This is a genomic window from Streptomyces sp. NPDC028298, assembly GCF_055565895.1.
Genome location: NZ_JBVHTL010000002.1, coordinates 18,221 through 34,905, shown reverse-complemented (window position 1 = coordinate 34,905; position 16,685 = coordinate 18,221). Strand labels below are relative to the sequence as shown.

Here is a 16,685-nt window from a genome sequence, read left to right as displayed (position 1 = left end):
ACCGTGGCCACCGACGCACCACCACCCGCGAGGACCGGAGCCGAGCTCCCGTCCACAGAAAAGTTCGTCGAGATGCAGGAGAGCGCCGAATTCGGTGAACTGCGCAGCTCGCACCGCTCCTTCGCCTTTCCGCTGACCGTCGGATTCATCCTCTGGTACCTGCTGTACGTCCTGCTCTCGAACTACGCGGGCGACTTCATGGGCACCAAGCTGTTCGGCAACGTCAACGTCGCCCTGGTGCTCGGCCTCGCCCAGTTCCTCACCACCTTCCTCATCGCCTGGTGGTACTCGCGGCACGCGGCCACCCGGCTCGACCCCAAGGCCGACGCCATCAAGTCCCGGATGGAGGGCGGCGCATGAGCCCCGTACAGACCACCGCGCACACGACCGTGCTGGCGGCGGGCGAGGCGAGCGAGCACCGCCCGCTGATCATCACCCTGTTCGCGGTGTTCGTCGCCGCGACCCTCGTCATCACCGTCTGGGCCGGCCGCCAGACCAAGGACGCCGCCGACTTCTACGCGGGCGGCCGCCAGTTCACCGGCTTCCAGAACGGACTCGCCGTCTCCGGCGACTACATGTCCGCCGCGTCCTTCCTCGGCATCGCCGGCGCGATCGCCCTCTTCGGCTACGACGGCTTCCTGTACTCCATCGGCTTCCTGGTCGCCTGGCTCGTCGCCCTGCTCCTGGTCGCCGAACCCCTGCGCAACTCCGGCCGCTACACGATGGGCGACGTCCTCGCCTACCGCATGCGCCAGCGCCCGGTCCGCACCGCCGCCGGCACCTCCACCATCGTCGTGTCGATCTTCTACCTGCTGGCCCAGATGGCGGGCGCGGGCGTCCTCGTCTCCCTGCTCCTCGGCATCACCAGCGACGGCGGCAAGATCGGCATCGTCGCGCTCGTCGGCGTCCTGATGATCGTGTACGTCACCATCGGCGGCATGAAGGGCACCACCTGGGTGCAGATGGTCAAGGCGGTCCTGCTCATCGCCGGCGCCGTCCTGCTCACCTTCCTGGTCCTGCTGAAGTTCCACTTCAACATCTCCGACCTGCTCGGCAAGGCGGCCGAGAACAGCGGCAAGGGCTCGCCGTTCCTGGAACCCGGGCTCAAGTACGGCGCCACCTCCACCACCAAGCTGGACTTCATCTCGCTCGGCATGGCACTGGTCCTCGGCACCGCGGGCCTGCCGCACATCCTGATCCGTTTCTACACCGTGCCCACCGCCAAGACCGCGCGGAAGTCGGTCAACTGGGCGATCGGCCTCATCGGCGCCTTCTACCTGATGACCCTCGCCCTCGGCTTCGGCGCCGCCGCGCTGATCAAACCGGACGAGATCATCGCCTCCAACAAGGCGGGCAACACCGCGGCACCCCTGCTCGCCCTCCACCTCGGCGGCGTCGACTCCAGCTGGGGCGCGATCCTGCTCGCCACCATCTCCGCCGTCGCCTTCGCCACGATCCTCGCCGTCGTCGCGGGACTGACGCTCGCCTCGTCCTCCTCCTTCGCGCACGACATCTACGCGAACGTGATCAAGAAGGGGCAGGCCTCGGAGAAGCAGGAGATGAAGGCCGCCCGGTACGCGACCGTCGGCATCGGCGCCGTGTCCATCCTGCTGGGCGCCCTCGCCCGCGACCTCAACGTCGCCGGACTGGTCGCCCTGGCCTTCGCGGTCGCCGCCTCCGCGAACCTGCCGACGATCCTCTACAGCCTGTTCTGGAAGAGGTTCACCACCCCGGGCGCTCTCTGGTCGATCTACGGCGGCCTCGTCACGGCGGTCGGCCTGGTCCTGTTCTCCCCGGTCGTCTCGGGCAAGCCCACCTCGATGTTCCCGGACGTCGACTTCCACTGGTTCCCGCTGGAGAACCCGGGCCTCATCTCGATCCCGGTCGGCTTCCTGCTGGGCTGGCTCGGCACCGTCCTGTCCAAGGAGGAACCCGACGCCGGCAAGTACGCCGAACTGGAGGTCCGCGCCCTGACCGGCACCGGAGCCCACTAGGGCCTATCTGCCAATTCCCGTCTGCCCGGCGACGCCATGCACGCCCTCTCGCCGCACCGGCCCCAGACCCGAGTACGTCCAGTACGCAGGTCCGGGGCCGGCACGCCGAGAGCACGCACCTGACGCCGCCGGGCCGCCCTTCGGGCGACGACGCGAATTGTCAGACAGGCCCTAGAACCCGGCATCGCGCGGGCCCGTCGCAGGACCACCGGTGGATCACCACTGGTAGATCCCTACGACGGGCCCGCGCCGCGTCTCGTGGGATCGGGGCCGCTGTCACCGCCCGCCTCGTCACGTAGGCTCACAGGTATCCGGAGAAAGAGATCGGCAACGAGGGAGGGGGCCCACGTGCTCATCGACACCTACGGCCGGGTCGCCACCGACCTGCGTGTCTCACTGACGGACCGGTGCAACCTCCGCTGCACCTACTGCATGCCCGAAGAGGGACTGCAGTGGCTCGCCAAGCCCGACCTGCTCACCGACGACGAGATCGTCCGTCTGATAGAGATCGCGGTCACCCGCCTCGGCATCGAAGAGGTCCGCTTCACCGGCGGCGAACCCCTGCTGCGCCCCGGGCTGCCCGGCATCGTCGAGCGGGTCGCGGCCCTCGCCCCCCGCCCCCAGATGTCCCTCACGACCAACGGCATCGGCCTCAAGCGCACCGCGGCCGCCCTGAAGGCCGCCGGCCTGGACCGGGTCAACGTCTCGCTGGACACCCTGCGGCCCGACGTCTTCAAGACCCTCACCCGCCGCGACCGACACAAGGACGTCATCGAGGGCCTCGAAGCCGCCCGCGACGCGGGGCTGACCCCCGTCAAGATCAACTCGGTGCTGATGCCGGGCCTGAACGCGGACGAAGCCCCGGAGCTGCTGGCCTGGGCCATCGAGAACGCCTACGAACTCCGCTTCATCGAGCAGATGCCCCTGGACGCCCAGCACGGCTGGAAGCGCGACGGCATGGTCACCGCCGCCGACATCCTCGCCTCGCTGCGCACCCGCTTCCGGCTCACCGAGGAGGACGCCGGCGAGCGGGGTTCCGCACCCGCCGAGCGCTGGCTCGTCGACGGCGGCCCGCACCGCGTCGGGGTGATCGCCTCGGTCACCCGCCCGTTCTGCGCGGCCTGCGACCGCACCCGCCTCACCGCCGACGGCCAGGTGCGCACCTGCCTGTTCGCCACGGAGGAGACCGACCTGCGCGGCGCCCTGCGCTCGGGGGCGCCCGACGAGGACATCGCCGGCGCCTGGCGCACCGCGATGTGGGGCAAGAAGGCGGGAGCGGGCCTGGACGACCCGTCGTTCGTGCAGCCCGACCGCCCGATGTCGGCGATCGGCGGCTGACGGGCCCTGAGGTCTCCGGGCCCTGAGGTCTCCGGGCCCCGGGGCCTCCGGGCCCTGGAGCGTGTCCCGCCCTGGGGCCTCCGGCCCTAGAGCGTGTCCCGGTCCTCCCCGTGCTCCGCGGGCCGCGAGGCCTCCCACTCCGCGAGGGGCACGACGTCCTTCAGGAACCCGCGTATCCCGAGGAACGACGACAGGTGCTCGCGGTGCTCCTCGCACGCCAGCCAGGTCTTGCGGCGCTCGGGCGTGTGCAGCTTCGGGTTGTTCCAGGCGAGCACCCACACGGCGTCCGCGCGGCAGGCCTTGGCCGAGCAGACGGGGGAGAGGGGACCGGAGCCGGGGGCGTTCGAAATCACTCTGCCGACCCTAGCCGAGGCCGGGCGGCACGCGTTCCGCGCGGTGGGCGGACCCTGATGCGGGGCGGGGCTCCGAGGGGCCGAAAAGGCGACGCCGAGCAGCCACGGGGGGAGCTGCCCGGCGTCGGTCTGTCGCTCCGACGGGGGATGCGGAGCGCGTACGAAGTATGTCACGGGTAGCCCGCCGCCCGGCACCGGAACAACATGATTGATCTGAGGTTTTCTTGAGCTTGCCCGCGTGGGGATATTCCGTTTTCGGCGACCGCGCGGACGTCCGTCCGGAGCCGAACCGGCTTTGTCCCAGGGCGAGTTCGCCCCTGTTCCGACTCCGGTCGGGGCTCAGGCGGGGTCGTGCGGCTCGGCCCCCGAGCGCGCCTCGGGGCCGGTCGCGGCGCCCCCGACGGGGGGCTCCTCGGCACCGTCCTGCCGGGGCGGTGTGATCATCGGACGCAGCGGAGCGGTGACGAAGGTCGAGGGGAGCGAGGGCGCGTTCTCGCGTCCGGCGTTCGCGATGACCACCGCGACGTACGGGAGGAGAATTCCGAGGACCAGAGCGACCAGAGCGACGGGCCGTTCGACGTTCCACAGGGCGGCCGCCAGGATCACGGACACCGTACGCACGGACATCGAGATCACGTAGCGCCGCTGCCGGCCGCGCACGTCGTCGTCCAGGCTCTGTCTGGCTCCCGTGATCCGGAAGACCTGGACGTTGCTCTGCTTCCTGATCACATTCCACCACCTGACTGTGTCGGACACCCCGGTCCGTACCCGTCACGGACCCGTCGAGGACGCGGGCCCGGACTGCTTCCACGGTACGCCGCGTATGCGTCGCCTTCGAGACCGGGGCACGTCCCGTCCGGGCGGACACGCTGCGCCGTAGCGCGTACGGCTCCGCCCGACATGCGCCGTATGGCTGACAGCCAGAGACTGGCGGTATCGCTCACGGGGAGCGGTACAAGGAGGCGGACATGGGCTGGTTGTGGGCGATCATCGTCGGGTTCGTGCTGGGCCTGATCGCCAAGGCGATCATTCCGGGGAAGCAGCACAGCCCTCTGTGGCTGACCACCATCTTCGGCATCCTCGGAGCCATCGTGGGCAACGCGATCGCGCGTGCCTTCGGCGTCGAGGCGACGTCCGGCATCGACTGGACCCGTCACCTGTTCCAGCTGATCGCCGCGATCGTCATCGTGGCGCTGGGCGACATGGCGTACATGGCCCTGTGGGGGAACAAGAAGGTGCAGCAGCGGGCGTGACTCCGTCCAGGCGGAAGAAGGGCGCGGGCCGCTTCCCGGATCGGGAAGCGGCCCGCGCCCTCGCTGGCCTCGGAACGCTCAGCCGCCCGTGACCTCAACCGCGGCCAGACTCTTCTTGCCCCGGCGCAGCACCAGCCAGCGCCCGTGCAGCAGGTCCTCCTTGGCCGGGACCGCGTCCTCGGCGCCGACCTTCACGTTGTTCACGTAGGCCCCGCCCTCCTTGACCGTGCGGCGCGCGGCCGACTTGCTGGCCACCAGGCCGACCTCGGCGAACAGGTCCACGACCAGGCCCGCCTCGGCGACCTGGATGTGCGGCACCTCCGACAGCGCCGCGGCGAGCGTGCGCTCGTCCAGGTCGGTCAGCTCGCCCTGCCCGAACAGGGCCTTGGACGCGGCGATCACGGCGGCCGTCTGGTCGGCGCCGTGCACCAGCGTCGTCAGCTCCTCGGCCAGCGCGCGCTGGGCGGCACGGGCCTGCGGACGCTCCTCCGTCTGCTTCTCCAGCTCCTCCAGCTCCTCGGGGGACCGGAAGGACAGGATGCGCATGTACGTCGAGACGTCCCGGTCGTCCACGTTCAGCCAGAACTGGTAGAACGCGTACGGCGTCGTCATCTCGGGGTCGAGCCAGACGGCGCCGCCCTCGGTCTTGCCGAACTTGGTGCCGTCCGCCTTGACCATCAGCGGCGTCGCCAGCGCGTGCACATGGGCCTCGGGCTCCAGGCGGTGGATCAGGTCCAGGCCCGCCGTGAGGTTGCCCCACTGGTCGCTGCCGCCCTGCTGGAGCGTGCAGCCGTAGCGGCGGTACAGCTCCAGGAAGTCCATGCCCTGCAGGAGCTGGTAGCTGAACTCCGTGTAGCTGATGCCCTCCTCGGACTCCAGGCGGCGGGCCACGGAGTCCTTGGTGAGCATCTTGTTGACGCGGAAGTGCTTGCCGATGTCCCGCAGGAACTCGATGGCCGAGAGCCCGGCCGTCCAGTCCAGGTTGTTCACCATGACCGCGGGGTTCTCGCCCTCGAAGGACAGGAACGGCTCGATCTGCGAACGCAGCCGCGTCACCCAGTTCGCGACCGTCTCCGGGTCGTTCAGCGTGCGCTCCGCCGTCGGGCGCGGGTCACCGATCTGGCCCGTGGCCCCGCCCACCAGCGCGAGCGGCCGCAGCCCCGCCTGCTGCAGCCGGCGCATCGTGAGCACCTGCACCAGGTGACCGACGTGCAGGCTCGGCGCGGTCGGGTCGAAGCCGCAATAGAACGTGACGGGACCGTCCGCGAGCGCCTTGCGCAATGCATCTTCGTCGGTGGACAGGGAGAACAGGCCCCGCCACTTCAGCTCGTCGACGATGTCCGTCACGGTTCTCGTATCTCCTCGGGTGGTCTCGTGAATCAGGTACGAGGTTATACGCCCTGGCTGACAGAACTCATATTGAAATCCGGCACCCGCAGCGCGGGCATCGCGGCCCGGGTGAACCAGTCGCTCCACTCACGGGGCAGCGTCTTCTCCGTCCGCCCCGCCTCCGTGGCCCGTCCCAGCAGACCCACCGGCGACTCGTTGAACCGGAAGTTGTTCACCTCGCCCACGACCTCGCCGTCCTCGACGAGGTAGACGCCGTCGCGGGTGAGCCCGGTCAGCAGCAGCGTCGCCGGGTCGACCTCGCGGATGTACCACAGGCAGGTCAGCAGCAGACCGCGCCCGGTCGCGGCGACCATCTCCTCCAGGGAGCGGTCCTCGCCGCCGTCGAGGACGAGGTTCCCGATCGTCGGCGTCACCGGCAGCCCGGTCAGGCCCGCGCTGTGCCGGGTGGTGGACAGATGCCGCAGCTCGCCCTCCCGGATCCAGTCGGTGGCCTTCAGCGGCAGCCCGTTGTCGAACACGGAGGCGTCGTCGCCCGAGGAGTGCGCGAGGACGAAGGGGGCCGACTCCAGGCCCGGCTCGTTCGGATCGCTGCGCAGCGTCAGCGGCAGTTCGCTGAGCCGCTCACCGATGCGGGTGCCGCCCCCGGCCTTGCTGAAGACGGTCCGGCCCTCGGCGGCGTCCCGGGCGGCGGCCGACCACATCTGGTAGATCAGCAGGTCCGCGACCGCGGTCGGCGGCAGCAGCGTCTCGTAGCGCCCGGCCGGCAGCTCCACACGCCGCTCGGCCCAGCCGAGCCGTACCGCCAGCTCCGCGTCCATCGCCGCCGGGTCGACGTCCTTGAAGTCCCGCGTCGAGCGTCCCGCCCAGGCCGAACGCGTACGGTCCGGGGACTTGGCGTTGACCTCCAGCGTGCCGTTCGGCTGGTCGTGCCGCAGCCGCAGCCCCGTCGACGTACCCAGGTAGCTGGTGACCAGCTCGTGGTTGGCGAAGCCGTACAGCTCACGGCCGCCGGCCCGGGCGCGGGCGAACGCCTCGCCGAGCGCCGGCGCGAAGTCGGCGAAGACGGCGGAGGAGGTCTCGGCGGGCGCGTCCGTGAAGTCCGGGGACTCCGGCACGCCCGTCACCAGCGGCCGCCCGTCCTCGGCGGGACCGGCGCCGCGCGCCGCCGCCTCGGCGGCCCGCACCAGGGGCTCCAGCTCGTCGGCCGTCACCGCCGAGCGCGAGACGACACCGGACGAGGTGCCCTCGCGTCCGTCGACGGTGGCGATCACGGTGAGCGTGCGCCCGCGGGTGACCCCGTTCGTGGTGAGCGCGTTGCCCGCCCAGCGCAGGTTGGCGGTGGACTGCTCGTCGGCGATCACCACACAGCCGTCGGCCCGCGACAGTTCGAGGGCACGCTCGACGACCTCGTGCGGCTTGTTCGTACGGGCGCTCATCGACCGGCCTCCGAGGTGGTGTTGAGGATGTTGACACCCTTGAAGAGGGCGGAAGGGCAGCCGTGCGACACCGCGGCGACCTGGCCCGGCTGGGCCTTGCCGCAGTTGAAGGCACCGCCGAGGACGTACGTCTGGGGGCCGCCGACGGCCGCCATCGAGCCCCAGAAGTCGGTGGTCGTCGCCTGGTACGCGACGTCACGGAGCTGGCCCGCGATCCGGCCGTTCTCGATCTTGAAGAAGCGCTGGCCGGTGAACTGGAAGTTGTAGCGCTGCATGTCGATGGACCAGGACCGGTCGCCGACGACGTAGATGCCCCGGTCGACACCCCCGATCAGGTCCTCGGTGGACAGCCCGCCCGGGTCCGGCCGCAGCGACACGTTGGCCATCCGCTGCACGGGCACGTGCCGGGGGGAGTCGGCGTACGCGCAGCCGTTGGAGCGCTCGAAGCCGGTCAGGTCCGCGATCCGCCGGTCGAGCTGGTAGCCGACGAGCGTGCCCTCCTTCACCAGGTCCCAGGACTGGCCCTCGACGCCCTCGTCGTCGTACCCGATGGTCGCCAGGCCGTGCTCGGCGGTGCGGTCACCCGTCACGTTCATCAGGTCGGAGCCGTACCTGAGCTTGCCGAGCTGGTCGAAGGTGGCGAAGGAGGTCCCGGCGTACGCCGCCTCGTAGCCGAGCGCGCGGTCCAGCTCGGTGGCGTGCCCGATGGACTCGTGGATCGTCAGCCACAGGTTCGACGGGTCCACGACGAGGTCGTACACCCCCGCCTCCACGCTCGGCGCCCGCATCTTCTCCGCGAGCAGCCCCGGAATCCGCTCCAGCTCGCCGTCCCAGTCCCAGCCGGTGCCCAGGAGGTACTCCCAGCCGCGCCCGACCGGCGGCGCGATCGTCCGCATCGAGTCGAACTCGCCGCTGGAGTCGTCCACGGCCACCGCGGTGAGCTGCGGGTGAAGCCGCACCCGCTGCTGCGTGGTCACCGTCCCGGCGGTGTCCGCGTAGAACTTGTTCTCGTGCACGGTCAGCAGGGACGCGTCGACGTGGTTGACGCCGTCGGCCGCCAGCAGCCGCGCGCTCCAGTCGGCCAGCAGCCCCGCCTTGTCCTCGTCCGGCACGGAGAAGGGATCGATCTCGTACGACGAGACCCACGTCTTCTCGGCGTGCACCGGCTCCGGAGCCAGCTCGACCCGCTCGTCCGAACCCGCCGCCTTGATCACCTGGGCCGACAGCTTCGCCATCGCCACGGCCTGCGAGGCGACCTTCGCGGCCGCGTCCATCGTCAGGTCGACACCCGACGCGAACCCCCAGGTCCCGCCGTGCACGACCCGTACCGCGTACCCCAGGTCCGTCGTGTCCGACGATCCGGCCGGCTTGGCGTCGCGCAGCCGCCAGGACGCGCTGCGCACCCGCTCGAACCGGAAGTCCGCGTGGTCGGCGCCCAGCGCCCGCGCCCGCGCGAGCGCGGCGTCGGCGAGTGCGCGCAGCGGTAGCGCCGTGAAGGCTTCGTCGATGGAATGAGGCACCGAGGTCTCCCTGCTGTCGTGGCCCGTCGGGTCCGATCATGTCGCGCGGGCGGCCCCGGCGGCCACGCCTTTGCCGTCACCGGGCGCGTCTTTCGGCCGCGGACGTCCGCCTTCCGGCCGTACGGCCTCGGCTTTCTGTAGGGACCCGACAGCAGTCACCCGAACCCACTGTCGGTGCCCGATTCTCTGGGAGGCCGGACGGACCGATAGGTTTTCGAGGAAGGCGCCTGTATTGCAGGGGTTTCAGTCCGCTAACGAAAGGGTGATCCGTTGAGCCGCTCGGTTCTCGTCACCGGAGGCAACCGGGGCATCGGCCTCGCCATCGCCCGCGCATTCGCCGACGCAGGCGACAAGGTCGCGATCACGTACCGGTCCGGTGAGCCGCCGGCCGGCTTCCTGGCGGTCAAGTGCGACATCACCGACACCGAGCAGGTGGAGCAGGCCTACAAGGAGATCGAGGCCGAGCACGGCCCGGTCGAGGTCCTGATCGCCAACGCCGGCGTCACCAAGGACCAGTTGCTGATGCGCATGTCCGAGGAGGATTTCACCTCGGTCGTCGACACCAACCTCACCGGCACCTTCCGCGTCGTCAAGCGCGCCAACCGGGGCATGCTGCGCGCCAAGAAGGGCCGCGTCGTGCTGGTCTCCTCGGTCGTCGGACTGCTCGGCTCCGCGGGACAGGCGAACTACGCCGCGTCCAAGGCCGCCCTTGTCGGCTTCGCTCGGTCGCTCGCGCGCGAGCTCGGCTCGCGCAACATCACCTTCAACGTCGTCGCGCCCGGCTTCGTCGACACCGACATGACCAAGGTGCTCACCGACGAGCAGCGCGCCGGCATCGTGTCGCAGGTGCCGCTCGGCCGTTACGCGCAGCCGGAGGAGATCGCCGCGACGGTGCGGTTCCTCGCCTCGGACGACGCCTCGTACATCACTGGAGCCGTCATCCCTGTTGACGGCGGACTGGGAATGGGTCACTGATCACCATGAGCGGAATTCTTGAGGGCAAGCGCGTCCTGATCACCGGTGTGCTGATGGAGTCCTCCATCGCCTTCCACACCGCGAAGCTGGCCCAGGAGCAGGGCGCGGAGATCATCCTGACCGCGTTCCCGCGGCCCACGCTGACCGAGCGCATCGCCAGGAAGCTGCCGAAGCCCACCAAGGTCATCGAGCTGGACGTCACCAACGAGGAGCACCTCGGGCGTCTCGCCGACGTCGTCGGCGAGGAGCTGGGCGGCCTCGACGGCGTCGTGCACTCCATCGGCTTCGCGCCGCAGGACGCCCTCGGCGGCAACTTCCTGAACACGCCGTTCGAGTCGGTCGCCACGGCCATGCACGTCTCGGCGTTCTCCCTGAAGTCGCTGACGATGGCCTGCCTGCCGCTGATGCAGAACGGCGGCTCCGTCGTCGGCCTCACCTTCGACGCGCAGTACGCGTGGCCGCAGTACGACTGGATGGGCCCGGCCAAGGCCGCCCTGGAGGCCACCAGCCGCTACATGGCCCGCGACCTGGGCAAGCAGAACATCCGCTGCAACCTCATCTCCGCCGGCCCCATCGGCTCCATGGCCGCCAAGTCCATCCCGGGCTTCGGCGAGCTGGCCTCCGTGTGGGACACCCGCGCCCCGCTGGAGTGGGACCTGAAGGACCCGGAGCCGGCCGGCAAGGGCGTCGTCGCCCTCCTGAGCGACTGGTTCCCGAAGACCACGGGCGAGATCGTCCACGTGGACGGCGGTCTGCACGCCATCGGCGCGTAAGCGTTTACGCGCGGTATCGACGCCCCGTTTCCCGCACCGCGCGGGGAGCGGGGCGTCCCCCGTTCGGCCCAGTCGGCCGGGCGGCCGGGACCCCCTGACCGGCACCCTGGGAGGACGCACCGCCCGCCCCGCAGCCGTTCGGCCGAGGAGGTCCCCTTGTGCGCCTGTCCCGCCGCTTTGCTCCGGTGTTCGCCGCTGTCGCTCTGGCCCTTGCCGTCCCGCACGACGCGATGTCCATCCCGCGAGCGGAACGCGTGAACGAGGGGTCCCGGTCCGCCGCCGCGGGCCAGGGGGCACGAAAGCCCGTGCCCCAGCCGTTCGGCGCGGAGTGCCGGACCACCGTCACCGGCTCCGAGGTCGTCGCGTACTGCCACAACCCCTATGTGGGCATCGACCACGTCGCTCTGCACGTCGAATGCGCCCGCTGGTGGGACATCGACACCGACGGCGCCCCGGTCGAGGTCGGACCGGCGATGACCGTCCGGCTGACCGGCCGCTGCTGGAAGGAGATCCGCGAGGTCTGGATCACCCACGGAAAGTGACCCGCGGGCTGCTCGGGCCCGTACGACGGTGACGGGTCCCGGAGCCGGCGTCCAGCCAGGCCCGGCGCCCGCCCCCACGGTTGCCGCTCGTCGCCTACTCCGTGGCGGCCGGCGGGCCGGGCCGGCACTGGAAGGGATAGCTCGCGGCCTCCGCGGCCGCCGCCTCCGCGTCGCCCGCCCTGATCGCGTCGACGAGCAGGGCGTGGTCCATGTACGACTCCGGCGTCAGCTCCTTGCCGACGTCCACGCGCAGCCAGTCGCGCAACACCTCGCCCAGGTCCGCGTACATCGCCGTCATGACGTCGTTGTGGGAGGCGGCCACCACCGCCAGGTGGAAGGTCGCGTCGGCGGCCACGAAGGCCTCCGCGTCGCCCGACTCCCAGGCCTCCTCACGGCGTACGAGGAGCGCCTCCAACTGCTTGAGATCGCGTTCCGTGCGCCGCTCGGCGGCCAGCCTCGCGGCGCTCGACTCCAGCGTGGACCGCAGTTCGGCGATGTGCCGGGGGTCGGCGTCGGCGAAACGGCGGTGCATCACGCCCGCGAGCTCACTGGTCGCCACCACGTACGTGCCCGATCCCTGCCGGATGTCCAGCAGCCCGTTGTGGGCGAGCGCCCGGACCGCCTCGCGCACGGTGTTGCGGGCGACACCGAGCTGGTCGACGAGCTCCGGCTCGGTGGGGATGCGGGAGCCCACCGGCCACTCGCCCGACGTGATCTGGTTCCGCAGCTCGGCGATGACCTGCTCGGACAGGGCCGAACGGCGGGGATGGCTCAGCGGCATGACGGTCCTTCGTCGTACGGGCCCGGGTGTGATCGTTCGCGCGGGGCCGGAGGCTCCGGAGATTAACGCAGCGCGATTGGACACCCAATCATCCCATGATTCTATGATGGGCCTCATGGCCCCCGAGGAAACCCGCACACCGACGCGTCCCCCCGCGATACACCGCCCCGCCCGGAGCACGGCACCCGCGACGCCCGACCCGCGCGCCTGGACGACACGGCTCGTGGTCGCCGGCATCGTCCTCGCCGCCCTCAACCTGCGCCCGGCCATCACCAGCCTCGGCGCGCTCCTCGAAGAGGTGCGCGGCGGCCTCGGCATGAGCGGCAGCGTCGCCGGACTGCTCACCTCGGTGCCGCCCCTGTGCTTCGCCCTCTTCGGCGTGACCGCACCGCGGCTCGCCCGCCGCTTCGGGGCCGCCGCCGTCGTCTGCGCGGGCATGGTCGCCATCACCGTGGGCCTGGCCGTACGGCCGTACATCGGGGGAACGGCCGGCTTCCTGGCCGCCAGCGCCCTCGCGCTCATGGGCATCGCGGTCAGCAACGTCCTCATGCCGGTGATCGTCAAGCGCTGGTTCCCCGACAAGGTCGGCTCCATGACGGGCCTGTACTCGATGGCGCTGGCCCTCGGCACATCCGCCGCCGCGGCGGCGACCGTGCCCATGACCGACGCCCTCGGGGGCGACTGGCACTCCGGCCTCGTGGTGTGGGCGGCTCTCGCGGCGGCGGCGGTCCTGCCGTGGCTCCTGCTGGTACGAGCCCGGGCGGCGGCCCCCGGCACGGATGACGCCCCCGGCACGGATGACCGCGCACAGGCGGCCCCTGCCACAGCCACCCCCACCGGTATCGCCCGGGCGAAGACTTCACGCACCGGCGTCGCGAAGTCCTCCGCCACCCCCACGGCCCGCCCCGAGCCCGGCGGGCTGCGCATCACCCGCAGTCGTACCGCCTGGGCCCTGGCCGTCTTCTTCGGTCTCCAGGCCACGGCCGCCTACATCACGATGGGCTGGATGGCGCAGATCTTCCGCGACGCGGGCGTCGCCGCGAGCACCGCGGGGCTGCTGCTCGCCGTCACGATGGTGATGGGCGTGCCGCTGGCCTTCGTCATCCCGCGCCTCGCCACCCGCCTGCCCCGGCAGGGCCCCATCGTCGTCGCCCTGGGCCTGTGCGGACTCGCCGGATACGCGGGCCTCTATCTGGCTCCGGCGGCGGGCGCCTGGGCCTGGGCCCTGCTGCTCGGCATCTCCAACTGCGCCTTCCCGCTGGCCCTGACCATGGTCGGCATGCGCGCCAGGACCGGCGCCGGTGTCGCGCAACTGTCGGCGTTCGCCCAGAGCACCGGATACCTGATCTCGATCCCGGGCCCGCTGCTCGTGGGCGTGCTCTACCAGCACAGCGGCGGCTGGGGCCTGCCGATCGCGCTGATGGCCGGGCTGATGATCCCGCAGATCGGGGTCGGCATCCTGGCGGGCCGCGACCGCACGGTGGAGGACGAGGCCGCAGGCTGATCCCGGCTCCCGGCTCCCGGCTCCCGGCCCCGGCTCCCGGCCCCGGCTCCCGGCCCCGGCTCCCGGCCCCGGCTCCCGGAACCGGGCCCCGGCGACGGCGCGGGGGACCGGGGGTGCGAGACTTGCCGCATGCCTGTGCTCGACCCGAACCCCCAGAACGGCCAGAAGAAGCTGCTGCTCGTGCTCGGCGCGATGCTGGCCATCACGGTGATCATCGGCATCATCGCGTCCATCGCCTCCCCGTGACCGGCGGCCCGGTACGGATGGCAGCCGCACCACTTCCGTAACCGCCGTAGGCCCCTCGGGCCCGCCAGTACGACGTTCCTCGTGAGCCCCGTACGCCCCTCGGCCCCGCCCCGTCGGCGCCGTCGGCCACCCCCCGGCCCCGGTGGTGGGGATAACCCCCCATCCCCTAGGGGGCGAGTGTCAGGGTCAAGTGGGTGGATCACCGGATGGGCCGCGAGCGCCGCGCTCCGTACCTTCGAATCGTGACCGCGAACCGCGGCCAGGGACCACTCGAAGACTCACGGAGGCGGCATGTCGGCCCCTACGCACACCCGGCCCCACCCGGCGACCACGGGCCGCGTCGACATCCGGCTGCCCTGGTGGGCCCTCGCCCTGCCGACGCTCTCCTTCGTCGTCCTGCTGCTCATGATCCTGAACCCGGCGGACGCGCACGCCGCGACCGGCGACCCGGCGATCGCCCACCTGTTCGAGCGCGTCCAGCAGGCGGTCCTGCACAACGCCTCCTGAGCGGCGCACCCCGGGCCCGTCGCCGCACACCCGCGAGCCCCGGCCCCACCGCGCCCCGCCCCTTCACGGGGATGCCATCACCCCTGACGGGGCACGGCGTCACCCTCGCCGGGGGACCGCATCAACTCCCTGCGCCCCATGGCATGTTTCGTGCGAAGCTGGGACGCATGAGCGTCGCAGAACCCCGCAGGATCGTCCTCTTCCGGCATGCGAAAGCCGACTGGCCGCAGGTGTCCGACCATGAGCGGCCGCTCGCCGACCGGGGCCGCATGGACGCCGCCATCGCCGGACGCAAGCTGGCAGACAGCGGCATCCCCCTGGACCTGGCCCTCTGCTCCACCGCGATCCGGACCCGCGAGACATGGAAGCACGCCGTCCTGGAGCTCCCGCACCGGCCGAAAACGGTCTACGAGGAGCGGATCTACGAAGCCTCGCCCGGCGAGCTGATCGCCGTGATCAACGAGACCCCGGACGACGCCCGGAACGCGATCCTGATCGGCCACAACCCCGGCATGCACGGCCTCACCGAGGTCCTGGCGGGCCGGGCGGAGGGCGACAGCCGCGCCCGGATGAACGCCCACGGCTTCCACACCGCCGCGTTCGCGGTCCTGACCTTCGACGGCCCCTGGAAGTCCCTCGAACCCGGATCGGCGGCCCTGACCGACTACTGGGCTCCGACGGAGTGACCCCGCCCCGACAACCCACGAGGGCCCGGCACCGTCACGGTGCCGGGCCCTCGTCCGTCGCGGGACCGTCGCTCAGTGAGCCAGGTCGTCCTCGTCCATGTCGGCGGCCTCGACCTCTTCACGGGTGACGCCCAGCAGATAGAGGACCGTGTCGAGGAACGGGAAGTTCACCGCGGTGTGCGCGGCCTGCCGTACGACCGGCTTCGCGTTGAACGCGACCCCGAGACCGGCGGCGTTGAGCATGTCGAGGTCGTTGGCGCCGTCGCCGATCGCCACGGTCTGGGCCAGCGGAATCTCGGCCTCGGCGGCGAAGCGGCGCAGCAGCCGGGCCTTGCCCGCCCGGTCCACGATCTCGCCGGTGACCCGCCCGGTCAGCTTTCCGTCGACGATCTCCAGCGTGTTGGCCTGGGCGAAGTCGAGCCCGAGCCGTTCCTTCAGATCGTCGGTGACCTGGGTGAACCCGCCGGAGACGACACCGACTTGGAAGCCGAGCCGCTTCAGCGTACGGATCAGGGTGCGCGCGCCCGGCGTGAGCCGTACCTCCTCGCGCACCTTCTGCACCACCGACGCGTCCAGCCCCTCGAGGAGCGCCACGCGGGCGTGCAGGGACTGCTCGAAGTCCAGCTCACCGCGCATCGCGGCCGCCGTGACCTCGGCGACCTCGGCCTCGCAGCCGGCGTGCGCGGCGAAGAGCTCGATCACCTCGTCCTGGATGAGCGTGGAGTCCACGTCCATCACGACGAGACGCTGGGCCCGCCGGTGCAGGCCCGCGGCCACGACCGCGATGTCGACACCCAGTGCCGACGCCTCGGTCACCAGCGCGGTGCGCAGTTCCTCGGTCTCCGTACCGGACACCGCGAACTCGACCGCGGTCACCGGGTACTTGGCCAGTCGGAAGATACGGTCGATGTTGCCGCCGGTCTTCGTGATCCGCGCGGCGATGGCGGCCGTCGACTCCGCGGTGAGCGGGTGTCCGAGCACCGTGACCAGCGAACGTCCCAGGCCACGCGGACGGTTGTCGCCGAGGCCGGAGATGATCTCCGCCTGCATCTTCATCGACTCCGCCCAGCTGTGGACGGTCGACCGAAGGTCACCCTCGAGACCGGCGGGCGGCTCGGTCACGAGCGCGCACAGCACGATCCGGCCGCGGGTGACGACCTGCTCGATGTCGACGACGTCGACCGAGAAGGCGGCGAGGGTGTCGAAGAGTCCGGCGGTGATGCCCGGCCGGTCCTTGCCGAAGATCTTGACAAGAAGAGTGGGCACATCAGGGGTATGTGAAGCGCTCATGGTATTTCCCACCGTATCCGGCACCCAGTGCCTCCCGCCCGCCCGGTCCGCCTAGCGGACACGGAACACTGGGTAACACCCCGGCACCCCCCAAGTGACCAACACCCACCCCGGGCCCGCACGCCCTCTACACCCCA

General features: G+C 71.1%; 18 protein-coding genes. 11 read left to right on the top strand and 7 right to left on the bottom strand.

From position 1 onward, the window contains the following. Positions 1–3 precede the first annotated feature (3 nt). The 3 genes from ACZ4TO_RS08725 (at position 4) to moaA (ending at position 3,332) form a co-directional block, all read left to right on the top strand. Positions 4–360, top strand: a complete 357-nt coding sequence (locus ACZ4TO_RS08725) for a DUF485 domain-containing protein (RefSeq protein ID WP_382794671.1) — start codon at positions 4–6, stop codon at positions 358–360. Further along, complete coding sequence (locus ACZ4TO_RS08720) at positions 357–1,994, top strand: solute symporter family protein (RefSeq protein ID WP_382794675.1); 1,638 nt, start codon at positions 357–359, stop codon at positions 1,992–1,994. The genes ACZ4TO_RS08725 and ACZ4TO_RS08720 overlap by 4 nt, the downstream gene beginning before the upstream one ends. Positions 1,995–2,342: 348 nt before the next feature. Beyond that, the gene (gene moaA / locus ACZ4TO_RS08715) at positions 2,343–3,332 is read left to right on the top strand and encodes a GTP 3',8-cyclase MoaA (protein ID WP_468023818.1); all 990 of its coding nucleotides are present in this window, start codon (positions 2,343–2,345) and stop codon (positions 3,330–3,332) included. A gap of 86 nt (positions 3,333–3,418) precedes the next feature. On the opposite strand, the gene ACZ4TO_RS08710 is transcribed toward moaA, so the two are convergent. Together ACZ4TO_RS08710 and ACZ4TO_RS08705 are read right to left on the bottom strand one after the other, a co-directional pair. Next, entirely contained in the window at positions 3,419–3,685 is a 267-nt protein-coding gene (locus tag ACZ4TO_RS08710; protein WP_382794680.1) for a hypothetical protein, read from the bottom strand. 339 nt (positions 3,686–4,024) lie between these two features. Then, on the bottom strand, positions 4,025–4,411 hold the full coding sequence (locus tag ACZ4TO_RS08705) for a DUF3099 domain-containing protein (protein WP_468024350.1): 387 nt from the start codon (positions 4,409–4,411) through the stop codon (positions 4,025–4,027). A gap of 242 nt (positions 4,412–4,653) precedes the next feature. Here ACZ4TO_RS08705 and ACZ4TO_RS08700 point away from each other — a divergent pair, with 242 nt between their 5' ends. Continuing rightward, positions 4,654–4,938, top strand: a complete 285-nt coding sequence (locus ACZ4TO_RS08700; protein ID WP_382794685.1) for a GlsB/YeaQ/YmgE family stress response membrane protein — start codon at positions 4,654–4,656, stop codon at positions 4,936–4,938. Between the two features lie 78 nt (positions 4,939–5,016). Here the strand turns inward: ACZ4TO_RS08700 and tyrS are convergent, their stop codons facing one another. From tyrS to ACZ4TO_RS08685, 3 genes are read right to left on the bottom strand one after another with little or no spacing between them, the layout of a single operon-like run. Further along, a complete protein-coding gene (gene tyrS, locus ACZ4TO_RS08695; RefSeq protein ID WP_382794688.1) occupies positions 5,017–6,285 on the bottom strand; it encodes a tyrosine--tRNA ligase in 1,269 nt (422 codons plus the stop codon). A 44-nt stretch (positions 6,286–6,329) separates the two neighbouring features. Beyond that, positions 6,330–7,724: a metallopeptidase TldD-related protein gene (locus ACZ4TO_RS08690; protein WP_382794690.1), complete on the bottom strand. Its 1,395-nt coding sequence runs from the start codon at positions 7,722–7,724 to the stop codon at positions 6,330–6,332. Then, on the bottom strand, positions 7,721–9,244 hold the full coding sequence (locus tag ACZ4TO_RS08685; protein WP_382794692.1) for a TldD/PmbA family protein: 1,524 nt from the start codon (positions 9,242–9,244) through the stop codon (positions 7,721–7,723). The genes ACZ4TO_RS08690 and ACZ4TO_RS08685 overlap by 4 nt, the downstream gene beginning before the upstream one ends. 270 nt (positions 9,245–9,514) lie before the next feature. On the opposite strand from ACZ4TO_RS08685, the gene fabG reads away from it, so the two are divergent. The 3 genes from fabG (at position 9,515) to ACZ4TO_RS08670 (ending at position 11,534) form a co-directional block, all read left to right on the top strand. Then, positions 9,515–10,219: a 3-oxoacyl-[acyl-carrier-protein] reductase gene (fabG, locus tag ACZ4TO_RS08680; RefSeq protein WP_382794696.1), complete on the top strand. Its 705-nt coding sequence runs from the start codon at positions 9,515–9,517 to the stop codon at positions 10,217–10,219. Between the two features lie 5 nt (positions 10,220–10,224). Continuing rightward, a complete protein-coding gene (gene fabI, locus ACZ4TO_RS08675) occupies positions 10,225–10,992 on the top strand; it encodes an enoyl-ACP reductase FabI (RefSeq protein WP_351872564.1) in 768 nt (255 codons plus the stop codon). 158 nt (positions 10,993–11,150) lie between these two features. After that, positions 11,151–11,534 (top strand): hypothetical protein, encoded by a 384-nt coding sequence (locus ACZ4TO_RS08670; RefSeq protein WP_468023817.1) that lies wholly within the window; start codon positions 11,151–11,153, stop codon positions 11,532–11,534. A gap of 94 nt (positions 11,535–11,628) precedes the next feature. Here the strand turns inward: ACZ4TO_RS08670 and ACZ4TO_RS08665 are convergent, their stop codons facing one another. Next, positions 11,629–12,315: a FadR/GntR family transcriptional regulator gene (locus ACZ4TO_RS08665; RefSeq protein ID WP_365487630.1), complete on the bottom strand. Its 687-nt coding sequence runs from the start codon at positions 12,313–12,315 to the stop codon at positions 11,629–11,631. Positions 12,316–12,418: 103 nt separating this feature from the next. Between ACZ4TO_RS08665 and ACZ4TO_RS08660 the strand changes: the two genes are divergently transcribed. The 4 genes from ACZ4TO_RS08660 (at position 12,419) to ACZ4TO_RS08645 (ending at position 15,258) form a co-directional block, all read left to right on the top strand. Then, positions 12,419–13,819 (top strand): CynX/NimT family MFS transporter, encoded by a 1,401-nt coding sequence (locus ACZ4TO_RS08660; RefSeq protein ID WP_468023816.1) that lies wholly within the window; start codon positions 12,419–12,421, stop codon positions 13,817–13,819. A 129-nt stretch (positions 13,820–13,948) separates the two neighbouring features. Next, positions 13,949–14,065, top strand: coding sequence for an SGM_5486 family transporter-associated protein (locus ACZ4TO_RS08655; protein WP_263974370.1), 117 nt, complete (start codon positions 13,949–13,951; stop codon positions 14,063–14,065). A 291-nt stretch (positions 14,066–14,356) separates the two neighbouring features. Beyond that, positions 14,357–14,572 (top strand): hypothetical protein, encoded by a 216-nt coding sequence (locus ACZ4TO_RS08650; RefSeq protein ID WP_468023815.1) that lies wholly within the window; start codon positions 14,357–14,359, stop codon positions 14,570–14,572. Positions 14,573–14,739: 167 nt separating this feature from the next. Beyond that, positions 14,740–15,258, top strand: a complete 519-nt coding sequence (locus tag ACZ4TO_RS08645; RefSeq protein ID WP_382794709.1) for a SixA phosphatase family protein — start codon at positions 14,740–14,742, stop codon at positions 15,256–15,258. A gap of 72 nt (positions 15,259–15,330) precedes the next feature. On the opposite strand, the gene serB is transcribed toward ACZ4TO_RS08645, so the two are convergent. Next, positions 15,331–16,548, bottom strand: coding sequence for a phosphoserine phosphatase SerB (gene serB / locus ACZ4TO_RS08640; RefSeq protein ID WP_382794712.1), 1,218 nt, complete (start codon positions 16,546–16,548; stop codon positions 15,331–15,333). Between the last annotated feature and the right edge of the window lie 137 nt (positions 16,549–16,685).